The organism is Duganella qianjiadongensis, from assembly GCF_009857915.1.
Lineage (GTDB): Bacteria > Pseudomonadota > Gammaproteobacteria > Burkholderiales > Burkholderiaceae_D > Rugamonas > Rugamonas qianjiadongensis.
This window is the reverse complement of record NZ_WWCM01000014.1, coordinates 94,398-119,920: the sequence shown is the minus strand read 5'-3', so window position 1 is coordinate 119,920 and position 25,523 is coordinate 94,398. Positions and strand designations below refer to the sequence as shown.

25 protein-coding genes are annotated in these 25,523 nt (G+C 60.6%); 6 read left to right on the top strand and 19 right to left on the bottom strand.

Annotated elements, in window-relative coordinates:
- The first annotated feature begins 145 nt into the window (after window positions 1–145).
- Window positions 146–1,780 (top strand): integrase, encoded by a 1,635-nt coding sequence (locus GTP27_RS23670; protein ID WP_202416914.1) that lies wholly within the window; start codon window positions 146–148, stop codon window positions 1,778–1,780.
- 322 nt (window positions 1,781–2,102) lie between these two features.
- Here GTP27_RS23670 and GTP27_RS18165 read toward each other — a convergent pair whose 3' ends face one another.
- The gene (locus GTP27_RS18165; protein ID WP_161040567.1) at window positions 2,103–2,618 is read right to left on the bottom strand and encodes an ABC-three component system middle component 2; all 516 of its coding nucleotides are present in this window, start codon (window positions 2,616–2,618) and stop codon (window positions 2,103–2,105) included.
- Window positions 2,606–3,607, bottom strand: a complete 1,002-nt coding sequence (locus GTP27_RS18160) for an ABC-three component system protein (protein WP_202416913.1) — start codon at window positions 3,605–3,607, stop codon at window positions 2,606–2,608. The genes GTP27_RS18165 and GTP27_RS18160 overlap by 13 nt, the downstream gene beginning before the upstream one ends.
- A gap of 748 nt (window positions 3,608–4,355) precedes the next feature.
- Here GTP27_RS18160 and GTP27_RS18155 point away from each other — a divergent pair.
- On the top strand, window positions 4,356–5,297 hold the full coding sequence (locus GTP27_RS18155) for a polysaccharide deacetylase family protein (RefSeq protein ID WP_229634161.1): 942 nt from the start codon (window positions 4,356–4,358) through the stop codon (window positions 5,295–5,297).
- A gap of 129 nt (window positions 5,298–5,426) precedes the next feature.
- A complete protein-coding gene (hmpA, locus tag GTP27_RS18150; RefSeq protein ID WP_161040566.1) occupies window positions 5,427–6,602 on the top strand; it encodes an NO-inducible flavohemoprotein in 1,176 nt (391 codons plus the stop codon).
- Between the two features lie 110 nt (window positions 6,603–6,712).
- Here the strand turns inward: hmpA and GTP27_RS18145 are convergent, their stop codons facing one another.
- The 4 genes from GTP27_RS18145 to GTP27_RS18130 form a co-directional block, all read right to left on the bottom strand.
- A complete protein-coding gene (locus GTP27_RS18145; protein ID WP_161040565.1) occupies window positions 6,713–8,314 on the bottom strand; it encodes an outer membrane protein assembly factor BamB family protein in 1,602 nt (533 codons plus the stop codon).
- 160 nt (window positions 8,315–8,474) lie between these two features.
- The gene (locus GTP27_RS18140; RefSeq protein WP_161040564.1) at window positions 8,475–9,800 is read right to left on the bottom strand and encodes an MFS transporter; all 1,326 of its coding nucleotides are present in this window, start codon (window positions 9,798–9,800) and stop codon (window positions 8,475–8,477) included.
- A 42-nt stretch (window positions 9,801–9,842) separates the two neighbouring features.
- On the bottom strand, window positions 9,843–10,625 hold the full coding sequence (locus GTP27_RS18135; RefSeq protein WP_161040563.1) for a substrate-binding domain-containing protein: 783 nt from the start codon (window positions 10,623–10,625) through the stop codon (window positions 9,843–9,845).
- A gap of 26 nt (window positions 10,626–10,651) precedes the next feature.
- Window positions 10,652–11,749 carry a porin gene (locus GTP27_RS18130; protein WP_161040562.1) on the bottom strand — a complete coding sequence of 366 codons (1,098 nt, stop codon included), beginning with the start codon at window positions 11,747–11,749 and terminating at the stop codon, window positions 10,652–10,654.
- A 110-nt stretch (window positions 11,750–11,859) separates the two neighbouring features.
- Here GTP27_RS18130 and GTP27_RS18125 point away from each other — a divergent pair, with 110 nt between their 5' ends.
- Window positions 11,860–12,783 carry a LysR family transcriptional regulator gene (locus GTP27_RS18125; RefSeq protein ID WP_161040561.1) on the top strand — a complete coding sequence of 308 codons (924 nt, stop codon included), beginning with the start codon at window positions 11,860–11,862 and terminating at the stop codon, window positions 12,781–12,783.
- A 7-nt stretch (window positions 12,784–12,790) separates the two neighbouring features.
- Here GTP27_RS18125 and GTP27_RS18120 read toward each other — a convergent pair whose 3' ends face one another.
- Complete coding sequence (locus GTP27_RS18120; protein ID WP_161040560.1) at window positions 12,791–13,354, bottom strand: TMEM175 family protein; 564 nt, start codon at window positions 13,352–13,354, stop codon at window positions 12,791–12,793.
- A 43-nt stretch (window positions 13,355–13,397) separates the two neighbouring features.
- Window positions 13,398–14,222 (bottom strand): helix-turn-helix transcriptional regulator, encoded by an 825-nt coding sequence (locus GTP27_RS18115; RefSeq protein WP_161040559.1) that lies wholly within the window; start codon window positions 14,220–14,222, stop codon window positions 13,398–13,400.
- A 99-nt stretch (window positions 14,223–14,321) separates the two neighbouring features.
- Between GTP27_RS18115 and GTP27_RS18110 the strand changes: the two genes are divergently transcribed.
- Window positions 14,322–15,200 carry an SDR family oxidoreductase gene (locus GTP27_RS18110; RefSeq protein ID WP_161040558.1) on the top strand — a complete coding sequence of 293 codons (879 nt, stop codon included), beginning with the start codon at window positions 14,322–14,324 and terminating at the stop codon, window positions 15,198–15,200.
- A 9-nt stretch (window positions 15,201–15,209) separates the two neighbouring features.
- On the opposite strand, the gene GTP27_RS18105 is transcribed toward GTP27_RS18110, so the two are convergent.
- Window positions 15,210–15,869, bottom strand: a complete 660-nt coding sequence (locus tag GTP27_RS18105; RefSeq protein ID WP_371865946.1) for an O-methyltransferase — start codon at window positions 15,867–15,869, stop codon at window positions 15,210–15,212.
- 115 nt (window positions 15,870–15,984) lie between these two features.
- Here GTP27_RS18105 and GTP27_RS18100 point away from each other — a divergent pair, with 115 nt between their 5' ends.
- Entirely contained in the window at window positions 15,985–16,641 is a 657-nt protein-coding gene (locus GTP27_RS18100) for a TetR/AcrR family transcriptional regulator (RefSeq protein WP_161040556.1), read from the top strand.
- 45 nt (window positions 16,642–16,686) lie between these two features.
- Here GTP27_RS18100 and vioA read toward each other — a convergent pair whose 3' ends face one another.
- The 10 genes from vioA to GTP27_RS18050 all read right to left on the bottom strand — a co-directional run bounded on the left by vioA (window position 16,687) and on the right by GTP27_RS18050 (window position 25,522).
- Entirely contained in the window at window positions 16,687–17,802 is a 1,116-nt protein-coding gene (gene vioA, locus GTP27_RS18095) for a dTDP-4-amino-4,6-dideoxy-D-glucose aminotransferase VioA (protein WP_161040576.1), read from the bottom strand.
- A gap of 190 nt (window positions 17,803–17,992) precedes the next feature.
- Entirely contained in the window at window positions 17,993–18,586 is a 594-nt protein-coding gene (locus GTP27_RS18090) for an alpha/beta fold hydrolase (RefSeq protein ID WP_161040555.1), read from the bottom strand.
- A gap of 7 nt (window positions 18,587–18,593) precedes the next feature.
- Window positions 18,594–19,961, bottom strand: a complete 1,368-nt coding sequence (locus GTP27_RS18085; protein WP_202416912.1) for a class I adenylate-forming enzyme family protein — start codon at window positions 19,959–19,961, stop codon at window positions 18,594–18,596.
- Window positions 19,958–20,659: an SDR family NAD(P)-dependent oxidoreductase gene (locus GTP27_RS18080; protein WP_161040554.1), complete on the bottom strand. Its 702-nt coding sequence runs from the start codon at window positions 20,657–20,659 to the stop codon at window positions 19,958–19,960. Before GTP27_RS18080 ends, GTP27_RS18085 begins: the two co-directional genes overlap by 4 nt.
- Window positions 20,652–20,960 (bottom strand): acyl carrier protein, encoded by a 309-nt coding sequence (locus tag GTP27_RS18075; protein ID WP_161040553.1) that lies wholly within the window; start codon window positions 20,958–20,960, stop codon window positions 20,652–20,654. The genes GTP27_RS18080 and GTP27_RS18075 overlap by 8 nt, the downstream gene beginning before the upstream one ends.
- 24 nt (window positions 20,961–20,984) lie before the next feature.
- Window positions 20,985–22,043 carry a 3-oxoacyl-ACP synthase III family protein gene (locus tag GTP27_RS18070; RefSeq protein WP_161040552.1) on the bottom strand — a complete coding sequence of 353 codons (1,059 nt, stop codon included), beginning with the start codon at window positions 22,041–22,043 and terminating at the stop codon, window positions 20,985–20,987.
- Window positions 22,040–23,053, bottom strand: coding sequence for an aromatic ring-hydroxylating oxygenase subunit alpha (locus GTP27_RS18065; RefSeq protein ID WP_161040551.1), 1,014 nt, complete (start codon window positions 23,051–23,053; stop codon window positions 22,040–22,042). Before GTP27_RS18065 ends, GTP27_RS18070 begins: the two co-directional genes overlap by 4 nt.
- Window positions 23,050–23,691 carry an acetyltransferase gene (locus GTP27_RS18060; protein WP_161040550.1) on the bottom strand — a complete coding sequence of 214 codons (642 nt, stop codon included), beginning with the start codon at window positions 23,689–23,691 and terminating at the stop codon, window positions 23,050–23,052. Before GTP27_RS18060 ends, GTP27_RS18065 begins: the two co-directional genes overlap by 4 nt.
- 9 nt (window positions 23,692–23,700) lie before the next feature.
- Window positions 23,701–24,459 carry an SDR family NAD(P)-dependent oxidoreductase gene (locus GTP27_RS18055; RefSeq protein ID WP_161040549.1) on the bottom strand — a complete coding sequence of 253 codons (759 nt, stop codon included), beginning with the start codon at window positions 24,457–24,459 and terminating at the stop codon, window positions 23,701–23,703.
- A gap of 4 nt (window positions 24,460–24,463) precedes the next feature.
- Complete coding sequence (locus GTP27_RS18050) at window positions 24,464–25,522, bottom strand: 3-oxoacyl-ACP synthase III family protein (protein ID WP_161040548.1); 1,059 nt, start codon at window positions 25,520–25,522, stop codon at window positions 24,464–24,466.
- Window position 25,523 lies beyond the last annotated feature (1 nt).

The following is a 25,523-nucleotide window of genomic DNA, read 5'->3' as shown; positions in this document are numbered from 1 at the left end:
CTGTGCTCGCCTTGGCATTCCATGACCATACGGACGGAGCGTTCGATTACTTCGGGCGAGTGCTTAGATTTTTTCATAGATCCATTTTCTCAAATAATGGAGCCTCCCAGTTTTCCGGAACGGTTCAGATCTGTGCAGGACGAAGTTGACGATATTTGGCGAGACTTTGGATTTTGATGGCGATATCTGGAACGTTTCCGATACCATCAAATTATCAGGAAAAAAAAGTGCGGTGCGAATGGTATTCAGCAACCTTGACACCTGTAACAAGCGCGAACTTGTCATGATGCGTGAACCGTTCAAGTCCTTCGCGAAGTCTTACATGCGATACCAGCAAGGCATGAATCCGTCACATAGCGTTGGCGCGCGCATAGGCGCGCTGCGTGCCCTAGAAGCAGCCTTGCTTGAGACAGGCGCAGGAGATCCTGTGCGAATCGATAGTCATGTTCTGAACCGCGCAGCTCAGCTTTTGCATGGGCGGGGAGCTGCGACCGTTGCTTATAGAGTCGGTGGCCAACTTGAAAAAATCTCTGATTTCATTCGGGACAATGCTTTATCTGACATACCAGTTCAGTGGCGGAATCCGATAAAAAGGCCGGTCGATACAGTCAGAGTTGGCAAGGAGGCTGATGAGCGTCGGGAGGCCAAGATGCCAAGTCAGGCTGCGCTCAATGCATTGCCCAAGGTGTTTCTTTTAGCTACTGAACCGGGAAATGTCCTAGTGTCGTCGATCACAGCAATTCTGTGCTCGGCGCCAGATCGTATCAGTGAGGTGCTTAGCCTTCCGGTCGATTGCGAGGTTCGTCAGAAACGCGAAAGTTCTGATGAAGATGCTTATGGTTTGAGATGGTGGCCCGCGAAGGGGGCAGCACCGATGGTGAAGTGGATTATTCCATCAATGACGAGTGTTGTCGAAGAGGCAGTCGGGAAAATCCGAGGACTGACTGATGAGGCGCGAAAAATTGCACGTTGGTATGAGGAGAATCCGAATGGCCTTTATCTGACGGAAGATACTGAGCACTTCCGAACAGAAGAATGGTTGAGCATGGCAGATGTTGGGGAAATCATCTTTGCTGGCCCGGTGAAAAAAGGTGTTCCAATCGTGTGGTGCAATACACATCAAATTCCCAAGCATATGCGCGGGAAGAGCGCTTACGTTCGTTTCAGTGATGTCGAAGTGGCCGTGATTAAACAACTGCCACGAGGGTTTCCTGTCGCGGACCAGAAAACAGGTCTCAAGTACAGCGAGGCGCTTTTCGTGATCCAGCGTAATGCATTGAGTGCCGCTAAAACACGCATTCGCAGCGTGATTGAGCCAGTGACGCACCCGCAAATTCATAACCGGCTTGGCGCGCGGTCAACCACTGGCGTTCAGTCCATCTTTGACTGTTATGGTTTTTATGAGTTGGATGGTAGTCCGATTCGAGTCCACACACATCAGTTCCGCCACTACTTGAACACGCTCGCTCAGGCCGGAGGCTTGAGCCAGCTTGACATAGCCATGTGGTCTGGGAGGAAGGACGTGAAGCAGAATAAATACTACGACCATGAGACACCTGCTGCCATCGTGGCTCGCATCCGGAGTGCGGTCGGCGACGATACGGGACTCTTTTCGGCGATGATATCTTCCTCTGAGACGACGGCATACGGCGACAAAAGGAATATAGACAAGTTATCTTTGTTTCCATTGCCATCGCGTACGATTTGCTTGCCGGCAAACCCCATCACATTGAGTAACATCTGTGAGACGGAGTCGGTTCGTTTGGAGTCATGCTTTTGATTTAGCGAGATGCCGTCGCCGATCCCGGCCTTCTTGATCAAACCTTCATGGAGTTTAAAGTGGCCACCGTCGGTAGCGCGATAAAGCGTGACGTCGCGACCATCGGGCAGAGTCAGGCCCAACCAAGCTGCATCGTATGCAAGAATCTCCTCGGTCTTAGGCAAGCTCTTCGACACGCCCAGCATGAAGAGAATCGCTTTCGAGGTGAAAGACTTACCGGTATTCGAGGCGCCGTAAATAATATTGAGCCCGTCATCAAATCCGAGTTCAGCAGCTTGGACGTTGGGGCCGGTAAAGGTAAGGTGGCGAAGTCGGATGCCGGTCATTTCAATAATCCTATTTGTGTCTCAGTGATCTGGAACTCGGCAGTCCACCGCCCAACTCTATTTTCGATTAGTACCCGCATCTCTGTCGCCGTTTGATCGATAAAGTAATTTGCCATCCATTTGGCACGTTGCTTCAACGCGAGCGAATAGGGTGTTTGCAAGAGGCCGAGGTAGCTCGGGGCCTCTTCGCCAGCACAAAATTCAATTCCTGTTTCGCATTCGAACACTTCGATGAGGTGCATCTGTTGCATTATGCGCATGCTTTGCTCTACCAACTGCCGACGAACGAGTAACTCTCCGGTGTGGTTAGGAAGGTCAGGATGGAGACTTTCAGGTACGTCGTGGCCATCGAGATCACCAGTGTGAACAACCAAATGATCGAACCATGTCATCTCCGCTAGATCACAGCGGCGGGGGTAAAACGCCTCTAGTACCACTAGTGCTCGGATGCCGGTTTCGAGCTTGCTGTTGAAGGGAGGGACACTCCAAACTTTGTCTTCTATCGATGCCATGGCAGGCGCCCTTCATTTGCGAATTGGTGGCAAGTGCCCTGCTTGACCTGCGGCCCTGCATATTTGCCCAGAACACCAGACGGTTGTATGACGGCGGCCTGTTTCATTACTTGGCTGAGCTTTGTTAGGCCATCCTGATGTTTGTCGCGATGTATTTCGACTACACCATGGTAGATTTCGTCCTTAAACGTATTTAAATATTCAGTGGGCGTTGAGTCCCTGTAAAAGCGGTCGAACGCTACCGAGTCGAAGAAGCGGGTTCGTTGGTCGCGCAGATGGGTACCGAACTCAACGCTGGCCAACGCGGCCGCGACGTCCGGGTAAATGCCAGAATCTATCTCGGAATATAGCTTGAGAAGTTGACTGATATATGCAGACTCGTTCTCTTGTATCTCTGCAGGTACCACGCCTCGTGGAGAAGGTCCAGGGTCTTCATTGAACCACTTTACTAACACAGGTTTGCAGGCAGCATCATTTGCAAGTCGTGTGGAGTCCAGCCAATGGATCTTAGTGAAATCAAAGGCGTTGATCTTTGCTTCAATATTAGGGCTCAGAGGAATAGTCTTTTTGTCGACGAGCTTGTCAGCTATGTCTGAATCCCATTTATCAAGGAAGGCCTGCCTGAGTCGTTCAGGATGGGCGAGGAACTGCTGCACGGACCGAGCAACGCCAAGTGGCGCAACGAAGAAGTACGATCGCGGTAAAGAATAGGCTCCGTCCGCGGAGTGCATGAAGATCTTACCGAGTTCGATAAAGGCCGACTTCTCGGAGAGACTTCTATTGAGTTGCTTGCACTGGAAATTGTCCCATGGGCCTTCCATACGCTTGCCCGTGACATAGCCTGTAACATCACGGCCCATATCACCGGATCCTCGCCAAAGCTCGTGGGAATGGTAATCTTTGTAACGCTGAGCCAGCCAGTCGTTAACGAAGTCCTCCAGACGGTCTGCGGGAAGAGTACGGATCAGGATGGCGTGATTAATACGCAAAATTTCCCTCCAAGTTACAGGTCCCAATTATGCCGCGATATTGCAATCGTGGCAATTATTGCTACTTGGACGCAGCCACCGCAGATTTCTGTTCTTGTTGGGAGATTGTCTACAATGCAATTTTCGAAAGCTATGCGGAAGCATGAAACTTGCGTGAATCCTTGCTTGTCGATATTATTTCATTGTCGGTCTCCGGTAGCGTTTATTACAACCTACCTTCTTCAGAGAGAACTTACGGCGCCTCAGGTATCGGAGTTCCACCATATCACTCCCGCGAAGTCGCAAGCAGTAGGCTCATGGCCAATTTATAGCCCCCAAGCATAGCACTCAACTCATGCAGTATCGCGTCAATCTTACTGCGGATGGAGGACTGGAGATGAACTTGAAAAAATTGAAAACTCTGAGCATCACCTTCAAAAAACTTGTAGCTGGTGTTACCTTTGTGGCACAAACCGCCACGGGGGGATAGCGTAAGCTCTTTCTAGTCTTCCTCCAGCTTATGAAGCGGCCTTACTCTCTCACTTGTCGAACATTGTAAATCGCATAAGTGTAAACAATGAACCCTTAAGTGACGTCTTATTTACATTTTCCTTGATGCCTTCTATGGATTTACAACAGCGGCGGGAATTTTTCGTTGTTTACGCTTTAAAAATTCTCATAACCGTTCTAATTCCGGTCAGTTCCGATATTCCGCAAGAGCCCTGTAGGTCGCTGATCTACAGGGCTTTTTTATTTTCATAGGATTTTGATGCATACTTTCATGTACAAAACGCTGGCCCGCATGGCACTGGCTGCCGCTGCCTGCTTCACGCTGGCTGCTGCGGCACAGGCGCAGTCGGTGGCATTCACCTTCGATGATGGTCCTCGGCTGGAGCAGACGCCTTTACTCACGCCGCAGCAGCGCAACGAGGCCCTGCTGGCGGCGCTGGCCAAGCATCACGTCAAGGCAGCCCTGTTTGTCACGGCGGGCAATGGCGCCGACCGGCCCGAGGGCTATGCGCTGGCGCAGGCCTGGGGTGCGGCGGGCCATGCCGTGGGCAACCACACCATGACCCATCCGGATCTGCACAGCAGCAAGCTGACGCTGACGCAGTATCAGCAGGAAGTGCTGGACTGCGACCGCATTATCGCCACGCTGCCCGGCTACCAGAAGTGGTTCCGCTACACCTATCTACGCGAAGGCAATACGCCGGAAAAGCGTGATGGCATGCGCGTCTTCCTGCGCGATAAAGGCTACCGCAACGCTTACGTGAGTCTGGATACCAGCGACTGGCGTCTCGACGAAAAACTGGTCGAAGTGCTGCGTGCTGATCCGAATGCGGACCTCAGCGCCATCAAGCAGGCTTACCTTGCCCACTTGCGCCAGCGGGCGCTGGCCTATCGGGCACTGGCGCAGCAGTTGCAGGGACGCGATATTGCGCAGGTGATCCTGCTGCACCATAACCTGATCAACGCGCTCTGGCTTGACGATGCCATCGCCCAGTTCGAGAGCATGGGCTGGAGCATCACCACGCCTGCTGCCGCTTTTGCCGATCCGGTGTACCAGTTGATGCCTGACCGCCCGGCAGCGGGACAGAGCCTGCTGCTATCGATGGCGCGCTCGCTAGGCGTGGGCAAATTCGCGGGCTGGGAGCGGCTGGTGGATGATGGCGACTTCGAAATCGCCGCGCTCAAGGCGCAAGGGCTCTAAGGCGCCAGCCTGAATGGCCGGTACGCATGCGCTGGCGCACACGCCAGCGCGATGATCGCTGCGTCAGCAGATAAAAGATTCATCTGATATACTTGTTTACATCGTCACTTCAGAAAGTCTGTTATTCCTATGCTGAGCAAAGAACACAAAGCCATCATTAGCGCCACCGTACCGATCCTGGAACAGGGCGGCGAAACTCTCACGCGGCATTTTTATCTGTCCATGTTCCGCGACTACCCGCAGGTGCAGCCATTGTTTAACCAGTCCAATCAGATTGAAGGCAAGCAGCAGCGCGCGCTGGCTAACGCCGTGCTAATGTACGCAAAAAATATCGACCGGCTGGAAGCGCTGGGCCCGCTGGTGTCTACCATCATCAACAAGCATGTGGCGCTGCAGATCCTGCCCGAGCACTACCCCATCGTCGGCGCTTCGCTGCTCAAGGCTATCCGCGAAGTGCTGGGGGCCGATGTGGCAACGGATGAAGTGCTGGCCGCATGGGGCGCAGCCTATGGCCAGCTGGCCGATATCCTGATCGGTGCGGAAGAGCAGATCTACCAGAACAACGCAGCGGCCGAAGGCGGCTGGCGTGGCGCGCGCCGTTTCAAAGTGGCGCAGAAGGCGGTGGAAAGCGAAGAAATCATTTCCTTCACGCTGGCGCCTGTCGATGGCGGCAAGGTGGTGGCGCATCTGCCGGGCCAGTACATCGGTATCGAAGTGGAGGTGGCAGGCAGCCCCCTGCGCCGCCAGTATTCGCTCTCGGCCGAAGCCAATGGCAGCAACTACCGCATCAGCGTCAAGCGCGAAACCGGTGGCGTGGTATCGAACTATCTGCATGACCAGCTGGAAGTGGGCGCTAGCCTGAACGTGTTCCCGCCCGCTGGCGACTTTGTGCTGACGCAGAGCGACAAGCCGCTGGTGCTGATCAGCGGTGGCGTGGGCATCACGCCGACGCTGCCGATGCTGACTGCAGCGCTGCGTACCCAGCGTCCGGTGCACTTCATCCACGCGGCCCGCCACGCGGGTGTGCATGCGTTCCGCGCACAGGTCGACGCGCTGGCAGAACAGCATCCGCAATTGCAGCGCTTCTATTGCTACGAAACGGGCGATGCAGACAGCGCCCATGCCACCGGCTACCTCAATACCCAGCAACTGGCCAAGTGGCTGCCCGCAACGCGCGACGTCGATGCCTACTTCCTCGGTCCTCAGCCATTTATGAAAGCCATCAAGCGACAACTGGCCGAACTGGGCGTGCCGGATGCGCAGGCCCGTTACGAGTTCTTCGGCCCGGCCGAAGCACTGGCCTGAACTGCCGGCAAGTAGTGCTCAGGTGATACAGCATCACGCGGACGATGGCGAGCGCACGCAGCAGATCGATGCCTGCTGCGCGGCCCTTGCCGCTGTCCGCAAGCGCCATGCTATTTGAGGTTGACGGTCACTAGTGCATCCGGGCTCTGGATGTACAGCAGACCGCTGGCGCTGATGGCCAGATAGCCGGGCGCCGGATAGCTCCACACCACTTTACGGGTTTTCAGGTCCAGCGCGTAGGTGTTGACGTTGGTGCTGATGAACAGCAGGTTCTTGGTCACCACCGGCGAAGCGTGGAAGCTGATTTCACTGCCCTGCGGCGGCACCCACGACCACAGCAGCTTGCCATCGGTTTCCGCGCGCGCCTCCAGACGGTAGGGGTTGAAGTTCGGTGCATACAGCACACCGTCGGCATAGGCCGGCGTGACGCGGTACACGCCGGGCACGCGCCAGTCGAGGAAGCCTTTGGCCGTATCGAAGCGCACCAGCTGGTTGCCGATGCCGCCGTCATTCAGATAGCCGTTGGCATAGGCTGCTGCATACACGCCGCCGTTGGCGCCCACCACTGCCGCACCGCCCACCTGATACACGTAGTTGGAGAAGTTGCTGTCGCGGATAGTAGACAGTACCGTGCCGGTTTTAGGCTGCAAGATGGTCAGCGCATCGCCCGTGTAGGCAAAGATGCTGCGGCCATCGGATGCAGGCGACCACATCGAAGTCTGCGGCAGGCCCTGGAAGAACAGCCGGTCGCCAGTAGCGGCAAAGGCATACATGCCGCCATAGCTGCCTGCGTTGGTGTAGATGGCGCCGTCCTGCACAATGGGCGACAGGTAGTGTTCCCACTGCGAGCTCATGGCGGACTTCATGCGCGCGCTGCCATCGGTGGCGTCGAGCGCGATCATGTAGGTGGTGTTCTGCTGGCCGGCAGCAAAATACACCACGCCGTTATCGACGGCTGGCGGGTTGACGCCGGGGTTGCTCAGGCCCGCGGTGTCATAGGACCACAGTACCTTGCCGTCGCTTTCCTGATAGGCCGTGAGCTTTTTATCACTGCCGGCAAAAAAGCGGCCGCTGGCAGCCACCAGCGGAGAGATGCTGGCATTGTAGCCGCTGCTGCTGCTATTGACGGGGCCGCGCTTCCAGCGCAGCTGCATCTGATCCGGCCGGATTTCGACCGGCACATAGCCGGTATGCGCGTTATTGCCCTGGAAGGTGGCCCAGTCCGGCACGCCTGTCCATGGCGTTAGCGCCGTGAGCTGGTCGCCGGGCCATGCGCTGTTGGCGCTGTGCACGGTGATGTCGTAGGGGACGCTGATCGACGGTACGGCTTGCGCCGTGTTGCAGGCCTCGTCGCTGCACAGTTTGATGGTCAGCTTGCCGGTGTAGTGGCCGCTTTCCTTGGTCGCTTGCGTATCGAGCGCGAAGGTGTAATTGCCCTTGCTGTCGCTGCTCACGGCCACCGCTGCCCGCATCAGACCGTCGCCGTCGCTGGCGCTGGCGTATAGCGTGCCGCTGGGAGTGAAATTGGCCGCTTGCGCCACGACCTCGATGCGTACACTGGTATTTTGCGCCACTACGCGCGAGATGGCGCCCGAGGCGACTTTCAGGCTAGCGGGAGCAGGTGGCGGTGGTTCAGGTACTGGCGCGGGTGCTGTTGCGGTGGAAGAACCGGATCCGCCACCGCATCCGCCGAGCACTAAGGCTGTCAGCATCAGTCCCACCCAGTGATTGCGCGCCATATGATCTTTCAATGTTATTAAAAAAGCACATTGTAAGTATGACGACTGTTAATTGACAAGAAGTAAATGCGGGTGGTTTTCCGCAAGGCGGGGCTACCTGCTGGGATCAGATGGGCAGCCCCGCAGTGCTGGCCTATTCCGCCAGCGGGCGTTCGCGTACAACGCCGCGGTATACCAGCCAGGTAGCGCTCAGGCTGATAGCGCCGGCCAGTGCCATCCAGTAGCCGGGTGCGGCCTTATCGCCGGTGCTTTCGATCAGCCAGGTAGACAGCAGCGGGGTCATGCCGCCAAACAGTGCCGTGGCCAGACTGTAGGCTAGCGAGAAGCCGGTAGTGCGCACCTTGGCCGGAATGATTTCCGTCAGAGCCACGATGGTGGCGCCGTTGTAGCTGCCATACAGGAAGGACAGCCACAGTTCCACCATCACCATGTGGCCGAAGCTGGGATTAGCGATCAGCCACGACAGAGCGGGATAGGCCGTCAGCACCGTCAGGCCGGAGAACAATGCCATGATGGGCCAGCGGCCTATCCGGTCGGACAGCGCGCCCATCACCGGCAGCCAGATGAAATTGGACAGGCCCACGCACAGCGTCACCAGCAGGCTTTCCTCGGTGCTCAGCTTGAGGATGCTTTTGCCGAAGGTCGGGGTGTACACCGTGATCAGGTAGAACGCCACCGTGGTCAGCACGATCAGCATAGTGCCGGCCACCACCAGAGGCCAGTTGCGGCTGATGGTCTTCATCATCTGGCCGAAGGTCGGATGGCTTTTCTGCGCCAGATAGGCTTCGGTTTCCTGCAGCGAGCGGCGGATGTAGAACACTACGGGAATGATGGAGCAGCCGATAAAGAACGGAATGCGCCAGCCCCAGTCGGCAATGAAGGCTTTGCTCAGGGTCTCGTTGAGGAAGTAGCCGAGCGCCGCCGAGAAGATGATGGCCACCTGTTGGCTGGCCGACTGCCAGCTCACATAGTAGCCCTTGTTGCCGGGTGTGGCCATTTCCGACAGATAGACGGAAACGCCGCCCAGTTCCACGCCGGCCGAGAAGCCCTGCAGCAGCCGGCCGATCAGCACGAGGAACGGCGCCCACAGGCCGATGCTGGCATAGCCGGGGATAAAGGCGATCATGGCCGTGCCCGAGGCCATGATGCCCAGCGTCAGCACCAGCCCTTTGCGTCGGCCGATACGGTCGATATAGCTGCCCAGAATGATGGCGCCGAGCGGACGCATGAAGAAACCCGCGCCGAAGGTGGCGAACGTCATCATTAGCGCCGCGTATTCGCTGCTGGCGGGGAAGAAAGCTTTGGCGATATAGGTGGCGTAGAAACCGAACAGGAAGAAATCATACATTTCGATGAAGTTCCCGCTGGTCACACGGATCACCGTGGAAAAGCGCGAGCTACGGCGCTCGGCTGGCTGGTCTGCCGCAAGCGTGGCGGCAGTGGAAGCGTAACTGGACATGATGGATACCTTTTAAATCAGGAAATATGAGTGGGCGGTGCGCTAAGGCCGGGCTGCCACAGGTTCCAGCCCTGTGGCAGCAATCGCTGCCGCATTGGCCGGCGCGGACAGGAAGCGCAGCAGGGCGCGGCCCGCTTCCGGCGCGGCCGCATTGCGCACCAGCGCGGCCGAGAATTCGGTTTTGAGCTGGACTTCCTGCGGCAGCAGGCCGACGATCTCGATGCCCGCTACCGGCAGCAGCTCGCTCTTTTGCTGGCAGCCGAAATCGGCCTCGCCGTGGGCGATGATTTCGCCCACTGGTGTCGCCGGAATCTGTGCTGCCTTGCCCTGCATCTGTTCGGCGATGCCGAGCTTGCGCATCAGCTGGTGTTTGATGTATTCGCCGCTGGCGCTATCGGAATAGGCCACGTGGCGCGCTTGCAGCAAGGTCTGCCTGAGTCCTTCCAGCGTGCTGATATCGGGCTTGGCAGCGCCCTGCGGAACAGCGCAGGCAATCGGCGAATTGGCCAGCACGACTTTGCTGCCCGGCTCCAGTTTGCCCTCGGCCATCAGCTTGTCGAGTGCATCGCCGACCATGATCACGACATCGATGGTTTCGCCGCGGGCCAGCCGGGCCGGAATGGCATTGGCCGTATTGCCCATGGATGGTCCCCAGCCCGAGATCAGCTGGTCGCCGCTCTGCTGCTGGTAGGCGCCAGCCAGATTTTTGTAGGCCTGAGCGAAGCCGCCCGAGCTAACCACGCGCACTTCGGCGGCCGTGCTGGTGCCGAACACCAGCGCGGTAGCGAGCAGCAGGGCGCTACGCTTGAGAGGGATAGCTAACATGTGGTGTTCCTTTTAAAAAAGCGGGGTCAGAATTTCTGCATCAGACCAAGCGTGAGCGCGGTGGCGTGGCGGGCATTGGCCAGCGTGCCGGTCAGGCCGGCAGCATCCGCTTTCCAGCTGGTGCGGTCGGCTTCCAGATACGCCGTGGTGCGTGGCGACAGGGACTTCTCGAGGAAGGCAAAGGCACGGTCGTAGCCGTCATCCTTGTAGCCGCTGGCTTCGCGTCGGACCCGGTAGTAGGCCGTGGTCAGCAGCAGATCGGCGCCTAGCGGGTGGCTGACCCCGGCCGATGCTACGCGCTGGTGCACGCTGTGGTGGCTGCCGGTATCCGCCTTATTGCTGGCGAGATTGGCTTTGAACTGCCAGCTGTCGAGCTGGTAGGCAGTACCGATGGTGGCTGCATCGAGCGTCAGTGCGTCGCGGTTGTAGAAGCGCGTGACGGCGCCCGACAGCAGCAGACTGTTCTGCTGGTAGAGCAGGGCGGCGCCGCGGGTGGACAGTGCCGTCTGGTTGCCGGCCACTTCGCCGAACGAGTAGGCGGCGCTGGCTTGCAGCGGGCCATAGTTATTGCTGTATTTGACCAGATTGTCGAGCCGGTAGAAATTGTCGGCATAGCCACTGTTGCCGTACTGCTGGCCGAAAGCGTGGGTGCCGAAGGCGGTATTGCTCAGGGCCGCCACATTGACGTTGGGATTGAAGGCAGCAAAGCGGATACCGAGCGGATCGGCCGGAGTCATGGCATCGACCAGCAGGCTGGTCTGGCGTCCCAGCTTGACGGTGCCGTAGCCGGTCTTCAGGCCCAGCCACGACTGGCGGTCGAACAGGCGGTCGCTCTTGGCGGAGGTGCCGGTATCGAGGTTGATGCCGCCTTCGAGCTGGTAGATGGCCTGCCAGCCATCGGCCAGAGTTTCCTGGCCGCGCAGGCCCCAGCGGCTGGTGTTATTGACGCCGCTTGTGACGGCGCTGGTGCTGCCTGTCGGTACGGGGCCATTGCTGGCGTTCATGCCGTTACTGCTGCGCATGCCGAGGTCGGCAATACCATACAGTGTGTTGTTATTCTGGCTAAGGCAGCTACCGCTGGCAGCGAGTAGTACAGCGAGTGTGAGCAGGCGGGGTGGACGCATGTTGTCTCCGTTGAATTGTTGCGCCTTCTTGCCGAGGCGTGGATGGAAAAGAACCGATCATCCAACAAATGGCATAATTTGATAATCGCAATGTTTTGAGGAATTAATGCATGTCACGCATCAATTATGAATTGCAGGATCTACAGGCATTTCTTGCCGTGGCCGAGCGCAAGAGCTTCCGTCAGGCGGCGGGCGACCTATTTCTGTCGCAATCGGCCCTGAGCCGGCGCATCGAAAAACTGGAAGAGGTGCTCGGTGTGAAGTTGTTTGAACGCACCACACGGCGCGTGCAGCTGACCAATGTGGGACAGGCTTTTCTGGTCAATGTGCGTGGTGCACTCGATGGACTGGAGGACGCCGTACTGGGCGTAGCCGATCTGGCGGCGCACCGGACCGGCTCCGTCACGATCGCCTGCGTGCCATCGGCCGTGTGGCACTTCCTGCCAGCGGTGCTTAAGCAGTTTAGCGAGCGTTTTCCCCGCATCCGGGTGCGCATCCATGACGAAAGTGCGCAGGACGTGCTGAATCTGGTGCTGGCCGGCGAGGCCGATTTCGGTATCAATTTCACCGGCGCGGAAAACCCCGAGGTGGATTTCCAGCCGATTTATGTGGAGCGCTATGTGCTGGCCATGCGGCGTGATCACCGCCTAGCCAAGCGGCGCACGCTGAGCTGGAAGGATACCGTCAATGAGCGCTATATTTCGGTGGCCAAGTCGAGCGGCAACCGCAGTCTGCTCGATGCAGCGCTAGCCGGGGTGGAAAAGCATCCGCCCATCGTGTGCGAAATTAACCACGTATCGGGCATACTCGCGCTGGTGGAAGCGGGCATGGGTGTCGCCGCCGTGCCGGGGCTATCGGTGCTGCCTGAGCGGCCGGATGGTCTGGTTGGTGTGCCGCTGGTGCATCCTTCGATTACCCGTACGCTGGGGCTGATCAGCCGGCGTCACCACATCATGGCACCGGCAGCGCGCACCCTGTTCGACATGCTGTCGGCGGCCTTGCTCAAGCGTAGCGCCAAAGCCGTGCGTGCCTGAGTGCAGCCTAGTACTGTTGCCGTTCGAAGCGGCGGTCGGGGACAAACCACAATGCCGCTACCGCCACATAGACGGCAAATCCGGCCATGGGCTGGGAGAACGACAGCACGATGCCGGCCGCGTACAGCAGAGTCGAGAGCTTGCCTTTGCGGTCCTTGCCCAGTGCTCTTTTGAGATCGGCGTTATGGCTGGCGAGGCAGCTGGCAAGGATGAAATAGGCCACGCTGCACATGAACAGCACCAGTCCGTAGCAGGCCAGCGGCAGCGCGGCGAAGTGGTTTTCGCCTACCCATCCGGTGACAAACGGCAGCAGCGAGAGCCAGAACAGCAGATGCAGATTGCCCCACAGCGCACCACCGGTCACGTGGCTGACCGTGTGGATCAGATGGTGGTGATTGTTCCAGTAGATGCCCACGTAGATGAAGCTCAGCACATAACTGAAGAACACCGGCCAGAGCGGTTCCAGCGCGGCCAGATTCGTGCCATGCGGTACCTTCAGTTCCAGCACCATGATGGTAATGATGATGGCGATCACGCCATCGCTGAATGCTTCCAGTCGATTTTTACCCATATGTTGTCTGCCTTGGTTTGGAATATCGCTACAGCATACGGCACTATTGCTGGTCACGGATTAGCGCTTGTATGCGTTCGAGGCTGCATGCGTCTGCCGGCGTGTAGACCAGCAGCGACAGATCGGGCCGGCCATCGACGGCGAACGTCGAATATTCGAGCGCCAGAGTGCCAGCCAGCGCGTGGTTGAGCTGCTTCTGCCCTTCGCCGAATTCCAGCACGTCGCTGGTGTTCCAGAGGGCGGCAAATTCGCTGCTGTCGCGGCACAGTTCTGCCACCAGTGTACGGGTGGTTTCGGTGGCACCGGCGCGGGCTACGTCGGCACGGAAGACCGGCACCACGTAGCGGGCTACCGCCCACCAGTCGGGCTGCGCAGCCCGCACGGCCGGATTGAGGAAAAACAGCCGCAGCATATTGCGCTCGGCCGGTGCCAGCGTGGCATAGTCGACAAACACGGCGCTGGCTGCACGGTTCCATGCCAGTACATCCCACCTGGCGTTGCGGATCAGGGCCGGACTGGTGGTCAGCGCATCAAGCACTTTCTGCAGGCGCGGCGTAATACCGTCCTGTAGCGGATAGCGGATTTCCGGTGCGTGGCCGAAGGCCAGCAGAAACAGATGTTCGCGTTCCACATCTGTCAGCAGCAGGGCCGCCGCCAGCCGGTCCAGTACGGCGCGCGACGGTGCGCCGCCACGGCCCTGTTCCAGCCAGGTGTACCAGGTAGCGCTGATATGGGCGCGCTGGGCCACTTCCTCGCGCCGCAGTCCGGCCGTGCGGCGCCGGCTGCAGCCGTAACCTAGCGCCACGGCGTCGAGCCGCTGGCGGCGGTCTTTCAGATAGCTTGCGAGGGTGAGCTGATCGGTGGGCATGGTGATCCTGTTAGTTGCTATACCTGTATAAGGTAACTTATTTACCAGCATAAGCATGGCTGCGATAGTACACCCATCACGTTATTGAAGGGAACTATCATGCAGGTACTGGTAACAGGCGCAACGGGCTGGGTGGGTTCTGCCGTAGTGCGCGAATTGCTGCACGGCGGCCATCAGGTGACGGGGCTGGTGCGTAGCAGCAGCGGCGCGGCGGCGCTGGCCGCCATAGGCGCGGGCAGCGTGATCGGCACGCTCGATGATCTGGCCCTGTTGCAGCACAGTGCGGCGCAGGCCGATGCGGTGATCCACACGGCGTTCAATCACGATTTCAGCCGCTTTGCCGAGAACTGCGCGCAGGACCAGCGCGCCATTGCAGCGCTGGGCGCCGCTCTGGCCGGTAGCGATAAAGCGCTGCTGGTGACCTCGGGCGTGGCCATGCTGGCGCAGGGCCGGCCGGCCACCGAGGCCGATATCCCGGCCGATACGCCCAGCTATCCGCGCCGCTCCGAGTCGGCGGCGCGCACGCTGGCGCAGCAGGGCATACGCGCTGCCACCGTGCGGCTGGCGCCCAGTGTGCACGGTATCGGCGATCAGGGCTTTATGCGTATCCTGATCAATCTGGCGCGCCAGACCGGCGTGTCGGCCTATCTGGGCGATGGCCAGAATTGCTGGCCTGCCGTGCATCGCGAGGATGCGGCGCTGCTGTACCGGCTGGCGCTGGAAAGCGGGGTGCAGCAGCCGGCCTACCATGCCATCGACGAAGCAGGCATCCCGTTCCGCCAGATCGCCACCGCCATCGGTCAGGGGCTGGGCTTGCCCGTGGCCGAGCGCGGTCCCGAGCACTTCGGCTGGTTTGCCGGCTTTGCCGGCATGCACATGCCGACCAGCAGCGCCCGGACTAGCGCCCTGCTGGGCTGGACGCGGGCTGCGCCCGGCCTGCTGGCCGATCTGGCCAATCCGGCCTACTTCCTGCCCTGAGCGGCGGCGCTAGGCCAGCCGGCAGCTCAATTCGATGTCCTCGGCAAATGGCACCGACAGATAGCCGCTGCTGGCGCTGCGCACCCGTGCCACATATTCGGGGCAGTAGTTGACGTTGTCGGCCAGGATGAGTGCGCCGGGGCGCAGGCGCGGTTCCAGCAGCGTCAGCACGTCGTTGTACAGGGCTTTGGCGCCATCGAGCAGTACCAGATCGATCTGCTGCGGCAGGTCGCGGCTGAGGGTGTCGAGCGCGTCGCCGGCGCGTAGTTCGATCAGATCGCTCAGACCGGCGTCGGCGAAATGGCGGGCGGCGCCGGCCAGTTTGTCGGCCTCGAACTCGGTGGTGATCAGGCGTCCGCCACCGTTATCGCGCAGGGCCGCCGCCATGTGGATGGTGGAAATGCCGAACGAGGTGCCGAACTCGATGATGTGGCGGGCCTGAGCGCTACGCGCCAGCGCATACAGCAGCTTGCCCGTCTCGCGCGACACCGGCAGCCAGAGTTCCTTGATGGCGCTATACACCTGCAGATACTCGGTCTTGCTGCGCAACAGGCGGTCCTGTTCGGCCGGGCTGACCTGCGCCAGCGCCGGACTGGTGGCAGCATCGGCGCGGGCATACAGCTGTTCCAGCAGGCGGCTGATGGCGGGGGACGTAAGGGTAGTCATAATCGCTCCTGAAAAAAGTGGGGTTCAAGACGATGCGTCCGTTAAAATGTGACGAATCCGTCGCATTTAGTATGCGGCGTCAGCGCCAGTTTTTCTATTCGCATTCCGCCAGCCCGCCATGAACCGACCCGCCAGAGTGCAGATCTCCTCGAGAAAACAGCCTAAACAGGCGCGTTCCGCCAGTCTGGTGGCAGCTATACTGGAAGCAGCTATTCAGGTTTTGCAGCGTGATGGCGCGGCCCGTTTCACCACGGCGCGGGTGGCCGAGAAGGCTGGCGTCAGTGTGGGCTCGGTGTACCAGTACTTCCCTAACAAGGCGGCGATCCTGTTCCGCCTGCAGGCCGACGAATGGCAGCAGACCACCGCCATGCTGGTGGCTATCCTGAGCGATCGGGCCGTGCCGCCGCTACAGCGCCTGCGCCAGCTGGTGCTGGCTTTTCTGCGTTCCGAATGTGCCGAGGCGACCATGCGCACGGCGCTGGCTGACGCGGCGCCGCTGTACCGCGATGCGCCCGAAGCGCAGCAGATCAAGGCCAGCGCCGAGCAGACTATCCAGAGTTATATCGAAGAAGTGCTGCCTCATGCACGGCCGCAGCGGCGGGAGCTGGTGCGCGATCTGGTCAAGACCACGCTGGGCGCGGTGGGCAAGGAGTTTTCCTCGACGTCCCGCAGCGAGGAAGAAATCGTGCAGTTTGCCGATGCCATGGCCGACATGCTGTGCGCCCTGATATGCCAGCCGGAACAATGGTGGGGCAAGGCGCCGCCGCTGCCGTGACTGTGGTGTTCACGGCAGTACGCAGCGTTGTGCAGAGCGGTTGAGTCAGACCGGCTTGCGGCACAGCGCAATGATGCGCTGCACGTCGTCGTCCGACAGGTTGGGGTAGATCGGCAGGCACAGCACCTGCGCTGCGGCGATGGTGGCCATCGGCAGGTTGTCGGCATGGGCCGAAGGCAGGCTGCGGTACATGGGGAAGTCGGTGATCAGCGGGTAGAAGTAGCGCCGTGCGTAGATCTCCTGCTGCTTCAGCGCATCGTACAGGCCATCGCGGCTCAGCGCGTATTCGGGCCCGATCAGGATGGGGAAATACGAGTAATTGCAGTCGGTGGCCGCGGGCGCGCCCGGCACCTGCAGGCCCGGTATGCCGGCCAGACCTGCGCGGTAGGCGCGGTCTATGGCCTGACGGCGCTGCAGCGCTTGATCGATATGCTGCAGCTGGAGCAGGCCGAAAGCGGCGTTAATTTCGCTCATCTTGCCGTTGATGCCGGGTGCAACTACCGTGGTTTCGTTGACGAAGCCGAAGTTCTTCAGACGGTCGATACGGGTCTTGGTGGTGGCATCCTTGCAGATGATGGCGCCGCCTTCGAAGGTGTTGAAGACCTTGGTGGCGTGGAAGCTCAGCACCGACAGGTCGCCGAAGTTGAGCAGGCTGTTGCCGTCGACTTTGACGCCGAAGGCATGGGCGGCGTCATAGATCACTTTCAGGTTGTAGTTATCGGCGATTTTCTGGATCGCGTCCACATCGCAAGGGTAGCCATAGCAATGCACCGGCATGATGGCCGTGGTCTGCGGCGTGATTGCTGCTTCGATGCGGGCCGGATCAAGATTGAAGGTGGCGGGATCGATGTCGGTGAACACTGGCTTGATGCCGTTCCACAGCATGGAGTGGCTGGTGGCGACAAACGAATACGGCGTGGTGATCACTTCGCCCGTGATGCGCAGCGCCTGCAGCGCCGTCATCAGCGCCAGCGTGCCGTTGGAGAACAGCGCCAGATGCTCTACACCCAGATATTCGCACAGCGCCTGTTCCAGCTGCTGGTGGAACGGGCCGCCATTGGTGAGCACCTTGTTGTCCCAGATCTGCTCGAGATACGGCATGAATTCTGCCAGCGGCGGCAGGTAAGGCTGGGTGACATAGATCGGGGCAGCTTTTTTCATACGGTTCATACCTTTTCAAGCGGAGCTAGCTGGATGCTGGTCGCGGGCGCAAGAATTTTACGCCATCCATTCCGGCACAGTGGTAACAATTTCCGCCGTAGTGGCGAGCTGGCCCACTATAACCGCACAGGGCGGCAGGCCATGGCGCGAACACGGCGGGAAAAGGGCGGTAATTGCAGCCTTGACCAGTTTAGCCCAGCTCGGCGCAGATTGCTTGCAGCGCCGCGCTGATGTCGAAATGGTCGCCGTGGAAATGGCGCTGGGCCGGGTCGTCGCGGTAGCTGAAAAAGGCGTCGGCGTCGGGGATGTAGCGAATGGCGCCATGGTCGGCGGCGTTACCGTGCAGGGCCAGCGCGGCGCCGATGTCGGCCAGTCTGGCCTGCACATCGCCGGCGGCGGGCGTGGCGGGCAGGCGCTGGCCCAGTTCCGCCACAAAGGTGCTAATGGCGCGCGGGCGGGCCAGATACACGGGGCAGATCTCGTAGCTGTGGCGGCGCCGTTCGGGCGGCAGCTGGTGCGCCAGCAGGCAGCCCAGCGAGTGGGCAATCACCGTGTCCGCCTGCCCCTCGGCCAGCTGTTCGATCAGCTGTTCCAGCCGGGCGATATACGGCGGCAGGTCGCGGATGGCCTGATAGTCGATGGTGAGCAGGATCAGGCGGAAGCCGCTCAGCAGGGGCAGATACGGCAGCCAGTAGCCGGCACTCGTGTATAAACCGTGCAGCAGCACCATGCTGCGTGCTGCCTTGCGGTTCATCACCTGATAGCGGATCAGTGCATCGGCCATGCCGGACTTAGTTCATCGATTCCTTGGAGCGCAGTTTCTTGAATCGGCCGCCGTGCAGATCGGCGTCGGCCAGCGTCACTTTCTGCGGCACCTTGAAGCGTGGCAGCTGGGTGCTGCAGAACTGGATCACGCGCTTGCGCAGTTCCGGCAGGGTTTCCGTGCTGCCCGCTTCCAGACTGATTTTGGCCACCACCATCTGGCCGGTGATGGCGTTCGCTGCGCCGTAGACGAATACGTCGCGCACGCCCGGCATTTGCTGCAGCACGCTTTCCACTTCGGCCGGGAAGACTTTTTCGCCGCCCACGTTGATCAGTTCCGAATGCCGGCCCAGAATGCGGAAATAGCCGTCGCGCTGTTCCACCATGTCGCCCGTCATCAGCCAGCCATCGGCCGTGAACGGGCTAGGCGCGTTCAGGTAGCCCAGCATGGCCGAGCTGGATTTGATCTCGAGCAGGCCATCGACGATGCGGGTTTCATAGCCCTCGCCGCCGATACGCACCCACAGCGAATCCGAGGCTTCCGATTTGGAGCGCAGGATGCCTACTTCCGACAGGCCGTAGGTCTGCAGCAGTTTGATCTGCGGGAACGTGGCATGGAAGCGCGCCAGCGTACTTTCCGGCATGACTTCCGTACCGTAGGTGACGGTTTCCAGCGTGGACAGGTTGTAGTCCTGCGTCACGCCGCTAATCAGCATCAGGTTGAGGAAGGTGGGCGAAGCCGGCAGCACCTGCACGCCGTATTCCTGCACGGCGCGGCAGATGGCGGCCGGGCTGCGCTCCTGCACGGTCACCACGGTGCCGCTGTTGGACAGGGTGTGCAGCAGGGTATTCACGCCGCCGATATGGTCGAACAGCAGGAAGGTGATGGTGCACTTGGCGGCGCGCAGCACGCGGAATTTGTCCAGCAGGGCCTGGAAATCATGCAGGATGGCTTTGCTCTTGCCGCTGGAGCCGGACGAGAACAGCACCAGACCGGGACGCTCGCGCTGCCACAGTTGCTGATACAGCTCGTGCGATGCCGCCGGCGCCAGCCGCGTCACGGTCACGCTGTCATCGGCGGCCACGCCGATATCCACCGTCACTTCGGCGGCGGCCAGATATTCGGGCCGTTTCGGACGGATCGATTCCGTCAGCGGCACCACCACGCAGCCATGTTCGACCAGTGCCAGCAGCAGAGCCACGGCATTCGGCGAGAAGTCGGCGCTCAGGCCCACCACATCGCGCACGCCGATCTGCTCGGACTTCAGGGTGGCGCTCCAGCGGTCTATGGCCTGCAGCAGCCACGCATAGCTGTAGCGCTGGTCCTGCCAGATCATGGCAGTCTGTTCACCCGCAGCGAGGAAACGTTCCTTGAGGAAGCCGATGTCTGCGCTCACGATACACCTCCGAGATAGATTGCTTGTCCGGTCACGAACTGGCTTTCCGGACGTAGGAAAAAGTCCACCACATTGAGCACGTCTTCGAACGTGCCAAGGCGGTGTATGGCCTGACGTGCCAGCAGGTGCTCGATCTTCTCTTGCGGCACACTGCGGATCAGGTCTGTCATCACGGGCGTCGGCCCCAGCGCATTGACCGTCACGTTCATGGCGGCCAGTTCGCGCGCCAGTATCTGGGTCAGCGTCAGCACGGCCGATTTGGAGGCCGCATACACGGCCTCGCCTTCCAGTTGCAGCGGGCTGGCCACGGTGATGAAGTTGACGATGCGGCCTGCGCCGCTGCCCTGCATCAGTTTGGCCGCTTCGCGGCAGAACAGGAAAGTGCCGAGGAAGTTGGTATTGAAAATCTGCTGTACCGTCGATGCCGGCGTCATCATGGCGTGGTTCATCGACGCGATGCCGGCATTGTTGATCAGATGATCGAGCCGGCCAGCCTCCTTGCGGATCTGCGAAAACAGCCGGCGTACGGCTTTTTCGTCGGCCACATCGAGACAGACGTGATGGTAATCGTCAGCCGTGATGCTGCCCGCTTCGCGGCTGCAACCGTAGACGATGTGGCCCTGCGCCAGATAGTGCTGGGCCAGAAACTGGCCTATGCCCTTGCGCGTGCCGGTGATCAGCGTGACCGGTTTAGCCATTGCTGCCACGTTCCTCTTCGACGCGCTGCAGGGCATAGGCGCTCAGGCTGCCGACGCTGCGGAACGGGCTATTCTGCTGCGAAGCGGCGCGCGCATCGGCCAGCGTGATGATCACATCCAGCTCGTCTTCCACCGCCTGTTCCAGCGCCACCAGCAGGCTGACCAGACCGAGCGAATCGAGCACGCCTTTGGCACCGTACAGGGGCGCATCGAGGCCCAGGCTCAGATCGATCTTGTTGGCCGAGAGTTCATTCTGGTCGGCGCAGCAGGCCAGCACGATGGCGTCAATTTGTTGTTTCATGTCGGTTCCAAAAGGAGGAGAGATTTAATCCGGGAGTTCCAGCAAAGGCAGCATTTCGGTATCTGCCAGCGATAGCGCCGCCGCAGCGACGGACAGGCCGACGCCGAAGCCGCACAGCACGCTCTTTTCCAGACGTTGTTCGGCGTGCAGACGGGCGCCTTCGCGCGCCAGCAGCACAGGGATGGAGGCCGGGCCCGTATTGCCGATATCGGCGCAGGCAAACGGCACGGCCGGCGCGGCCAGCCGCATCTTGCGGCGCAGGTAGTTGACCATGAAGCCATTGGCCTGATGCAGGCCATAGAAGCCGGGATCGGCGCTGCTCCAGCCATGGGCCTGCAGCAGTTGGTTGATCACCTGCGGCACATCCTGCAGCGCAAAGTTCATCACTGCCATGCCGTCCATATAGATGTCCTGCGCCGAACGGAAGTTGCCTTCCTCGGCTTCCAGCACTTCGGCCGTGGCGGCACTGCGCGGCAGACGGGCACCGCCAGCCGGGACGATCAGGGCCTGCGCGCCGCTGCCATCGGTATGCACGGCAAAGCTGCTGTCAGCCGCATCGGCCACCACCAGGGTGGCACTGCCGGCGTCGCCGAACAGCATTTTCAGGGCACGGTCGCGCGGGTTGATCAGGCTGGTGCTGACATCGCCTGCACATACCAGCACCTGCTGGCACATGCCGGACTGGATCAGCAACTGCGCCTGCAGCAGGCCGTACACATAGCCGGAACAGCCATAGTTGATATCGAAAGCGGCCACGCCGGTTTTCAGGCCCAGCCGGTGCTGCAGCACGGCGCTGGTGGCGGGCAGCAGGTAGTCGGGCGTCTGCGAAACGAAGACGATGCCGTCGATGTCGGCGCGATTGGTGCCGCAATGGCTGAACAGCGCTTCGGCCGCACCGGCGCACAGATCGGCCGTGGTGACGCCGGGGCGCACTTCACGGATGCTGGAGATGCCGGTGGCGCTGATGATGCGCGTGACTTCGCTGGCACCCCACTGTTCGCTGTAGACGCTCAGGTCGCGCTGGTGCGCCGGCACCATGGCGGCGACGGCGGCTATGCGGCCGCGCTGGAAGCGGGCTTTCATAGGGTTTCCTCGACCCGCGCCAGACAGGCGCGGAAGTGGCCGATTTTTTCTTCGCCCGGCGCCAGCAGGCCGGCACCGCTGGAGCGGAAATCATGCGCGACGCGGCGGCAGATGGCGTGGTCTTCATCGAACACCTGACGGTTGACCTGCGCGCTCGATTCGAAGAAGGGCTTGAGTGCCTCGGCGGCAGCAGGGCTCTTGGTGGCGGCCGTGTACAGGCGGCTGCGGAAATAGGTACGGTGCGCTTCTGCCGTGGGGAAGAAATTCTGCAGCGAGTACGAATAGCCGAAGGTGGTCGACAGCATCGAGAACGGGAACATGAAGATGCTCTGGTAGCCTTCGTACTGCTCGTCGATGTTGAACAGGCGCTTGATGGAGCGCAGCTTCTTGAAGCGCGGTTCGTCGCTGATTTCTGCGCGCAGCACCGAGGTCCACTCGTGCAGGGTATTGTCGTCGTTGGCCAGACCCAGCAGGCCCAGCGTTTCCGGGTGGACGTAAGGCACGTGCAGCGGCTCGAGGGCATTTTCCACTGCCACCTGCCAGTCGCATTCGAAGTAGCCGACATTGAAATCGGCCCGTTCGACGATGTTGAACGAGATCGTGGCCAGCTGGTCGTAGGTCGGTCCCAGCTGCTCCTCCAGAGTCATGCGCGGCGCCGGCGAAACGAACAGGAAATCGGCACACCATTCGCTTTGCAGCTTGCCCAGCTTGACGCCTTCCAGCACGGCCGGATCGTAGTGCTCGCGGCAGGGTATGTGCAGCGCGCCATTGCGGTAGCCCCAGCCATGGTAGGGGCAGCTGATGGCGCCGTTGCCATGGTCTTCGCTGAAGAAGCGTACGCCGCGGTGCGGGCAGCGGTTATCGAACACGACGATGTCGCCGCTGTCATTGAACAGCACCACTTCCTGATCCAGCCAGTTTAGGCGGACGTAATCGCCGTTTTTCGGTAACTCGGCGCGGTGGCATAACAGATGCCAGAACTGGTCGCGAAGGACTTGCGCGGTGCTCATAATTTCCTTGAAAGGGGGGCATACATGGTGGTGCCTGCTTCTACCCGGCGCAGCACCACCGTGCCGGCGCCGATCACGGCAAAGGCGCCCACATCGACACCGGGCAGGATGGACGCGTTGGAGCCGACGAACACGCCTTCATCGAGCTGCACGCCACCCGTCAGATCGACGTGGGCGCAGATGGTCGAGCCTTCGCCGATCACCACATCGTGGCCCACGCCGCCGTAGGCATTGACGGTGACGTAGTTGGCCACCGTGGCGCTGGCCGAGACCAGCGAGAACGGGCACAGAATCACGCCTTGCCCCAGCATGGCGGTACGTGCCACCACGGCGGTCGGATGGATCACGTTGTAGAAGCGCGCGCCCTTTTCGGCCAGGCTGTAGGCGATGCGCAGTTTGGCGCGCGGGTCGCCGATAGCCACTACCACGCCTTCGCCCGGCTGCGGCTCGTAGGAACCGATAGAGCCCAGTACGGGATACGGATAGTCGGCGCTGAGTGCGGCGCAAGGTTCCTTGGTGTCATCGAGGAAGCCGGCTATGGTGACGCCGGCATCGGCCCCCAGATGCTCGATCCAGGAAGCGACTTCACGGCCAAAGCCGCCAGCGCCAACGATGATGATATTGCGAATTTTTGCCATAGTATTTGCCTACCTTGCCAAGTAACCGCCATCTACAGTCCAGGTGGCGCCGGTTACCCAGCGGCCTCCCTCCGATAACAGGAATGCCGCCGTCTGGGCCACATCCTTCGCTTCGCCAAATCCTAGCAAGTGCCGGTCGGCATAATCCTGCAACGCGGCTTCACTGAGTCCGGAAGCCAGGCGTTCATGCATTTCAGTCTGGATCGCTGCCGCCGCCAGCGAATTGACGCGGATACGGCGCGGTGCAAATTCCACCGCCAGCGAACGGGTCATGCCGTCGATAGCGGCTTTGGCAGCAGAGTAGATGCTCATGCCGGTCTGGCCACGCTGGCCGGCCACCGAGGACATGAACAGCAGCGCGCCGCCATCCTGCATCACATTGCGCAGCGATGCGCCGCGCGCCAGTGCCAGCGCGCTCTTCACGCTGGAGTTGAATACATCGTCGAACTGGCGCGCCTTGGCCAGTTTGATGGGGCGCACCAGATCGACTCCGGCCACGTGGAAGATCGCATCCAGCGGTGCCGGCGCGGCCAGTTCCTTGAGCCAGTCGGCTATGCCGTCTTCGCCATCGAGGGTGTAGGGGGCGGCCTGATGGCCGCTGCCGGCCAGACTATCGAGCGTGGCTTGCAGGCGTGCCGGATCGCGACCGCTAACGATGACCTGGGCACCGCATGCGGCGAACAGGCGGGCGCTGGCCCGGCCTATGCCGGACGAGGCGCCGGTAACGAGAATGCGGCGTTGCTGCAGTAAGTCGGGAGCGAACAGCATGGCGTCACACTTCGATCAGGCGGTTGACGGCCAGCACCGGCAGATCGAGCACGGCACCCGACCACGAGTAGCCCACGCCGAAGCCGAACATGGCCACGGTTTGCGGCGCACTCTGCACTTGCGGGCACTTGTCGACCAGCAGCAGGGGGATAGAGACGCACGAGGTATTGCCGTAGCGGTCCATATTGATCGGTGCGCGTTCCGGTGCCAGCTTGGCCTTCTTGATGATGTGCTTGAGCATGAAGGTATTGGCCTGATGGAACAGGAAAGCATCGACCTGCTCGCGTGTCTTGCCCGCTGTTTCCAGCGTATCGCTGACCAGCTGGGGAATATTGCTGAGCGTGAAATTGAAGATTTCGCCGCCATCCATAAAGAGGCAGGTGGGGTCGCGTCCTTCCAGCCGGGCGTCGTCGCCCAGATAAGGCTTGTAGCGGCCGGACGGTATCATCAGGTGGCGTTCGCCCGCACCGTCGCTGCCCAGCACGAAGTGGGCCGGCGCGGCGCCGGCATCGAATTCGATGGCGCTGGCCGAGCCGCCATCGCCGAACAGCATGGCGGTGGAACGGTCGGATGGATCGGTAATCTTGCTCGGAGTTTCACCGGCCAGCAGCAGCACCCGTTTGATGGCGCGGCCATCGAGCAGCTTGCCAGCCAGCCACAGGCCATAAACGTAGCCGGAACAGCCCAGATTCACATCGAAGGCGGCGCAGCTGCGCTTCAGGCCTAGCCGGGCCTGCAATGCGCAGGCGCTGGCCGGCAGCGTGTAGTCGGGCGTCTGGGTGACGAAGATCAGGGCGTCGACCGTGTCGCGCGCCCACCCCAGCTCGTCGAGCAGGCGATCGGCTGCAGCTTGACTTAGATCAGCAGCAGTCTGATGGGGCGGCGCCAGCCGGCGCTCGTGCACCCCTATCATCTTGATGACGTCGTTGACTTCTTTTTCGCCGAACTGGGCGGCCAGAGTCTGGTTCTTTACTACCTGGGTGGGCAGGGCGCACACCACACCGCGTAGCGCCATGCTGTCGACCTTGATGGCCAAGCCCGACTGCAAGTCGCTGGCAGTCATG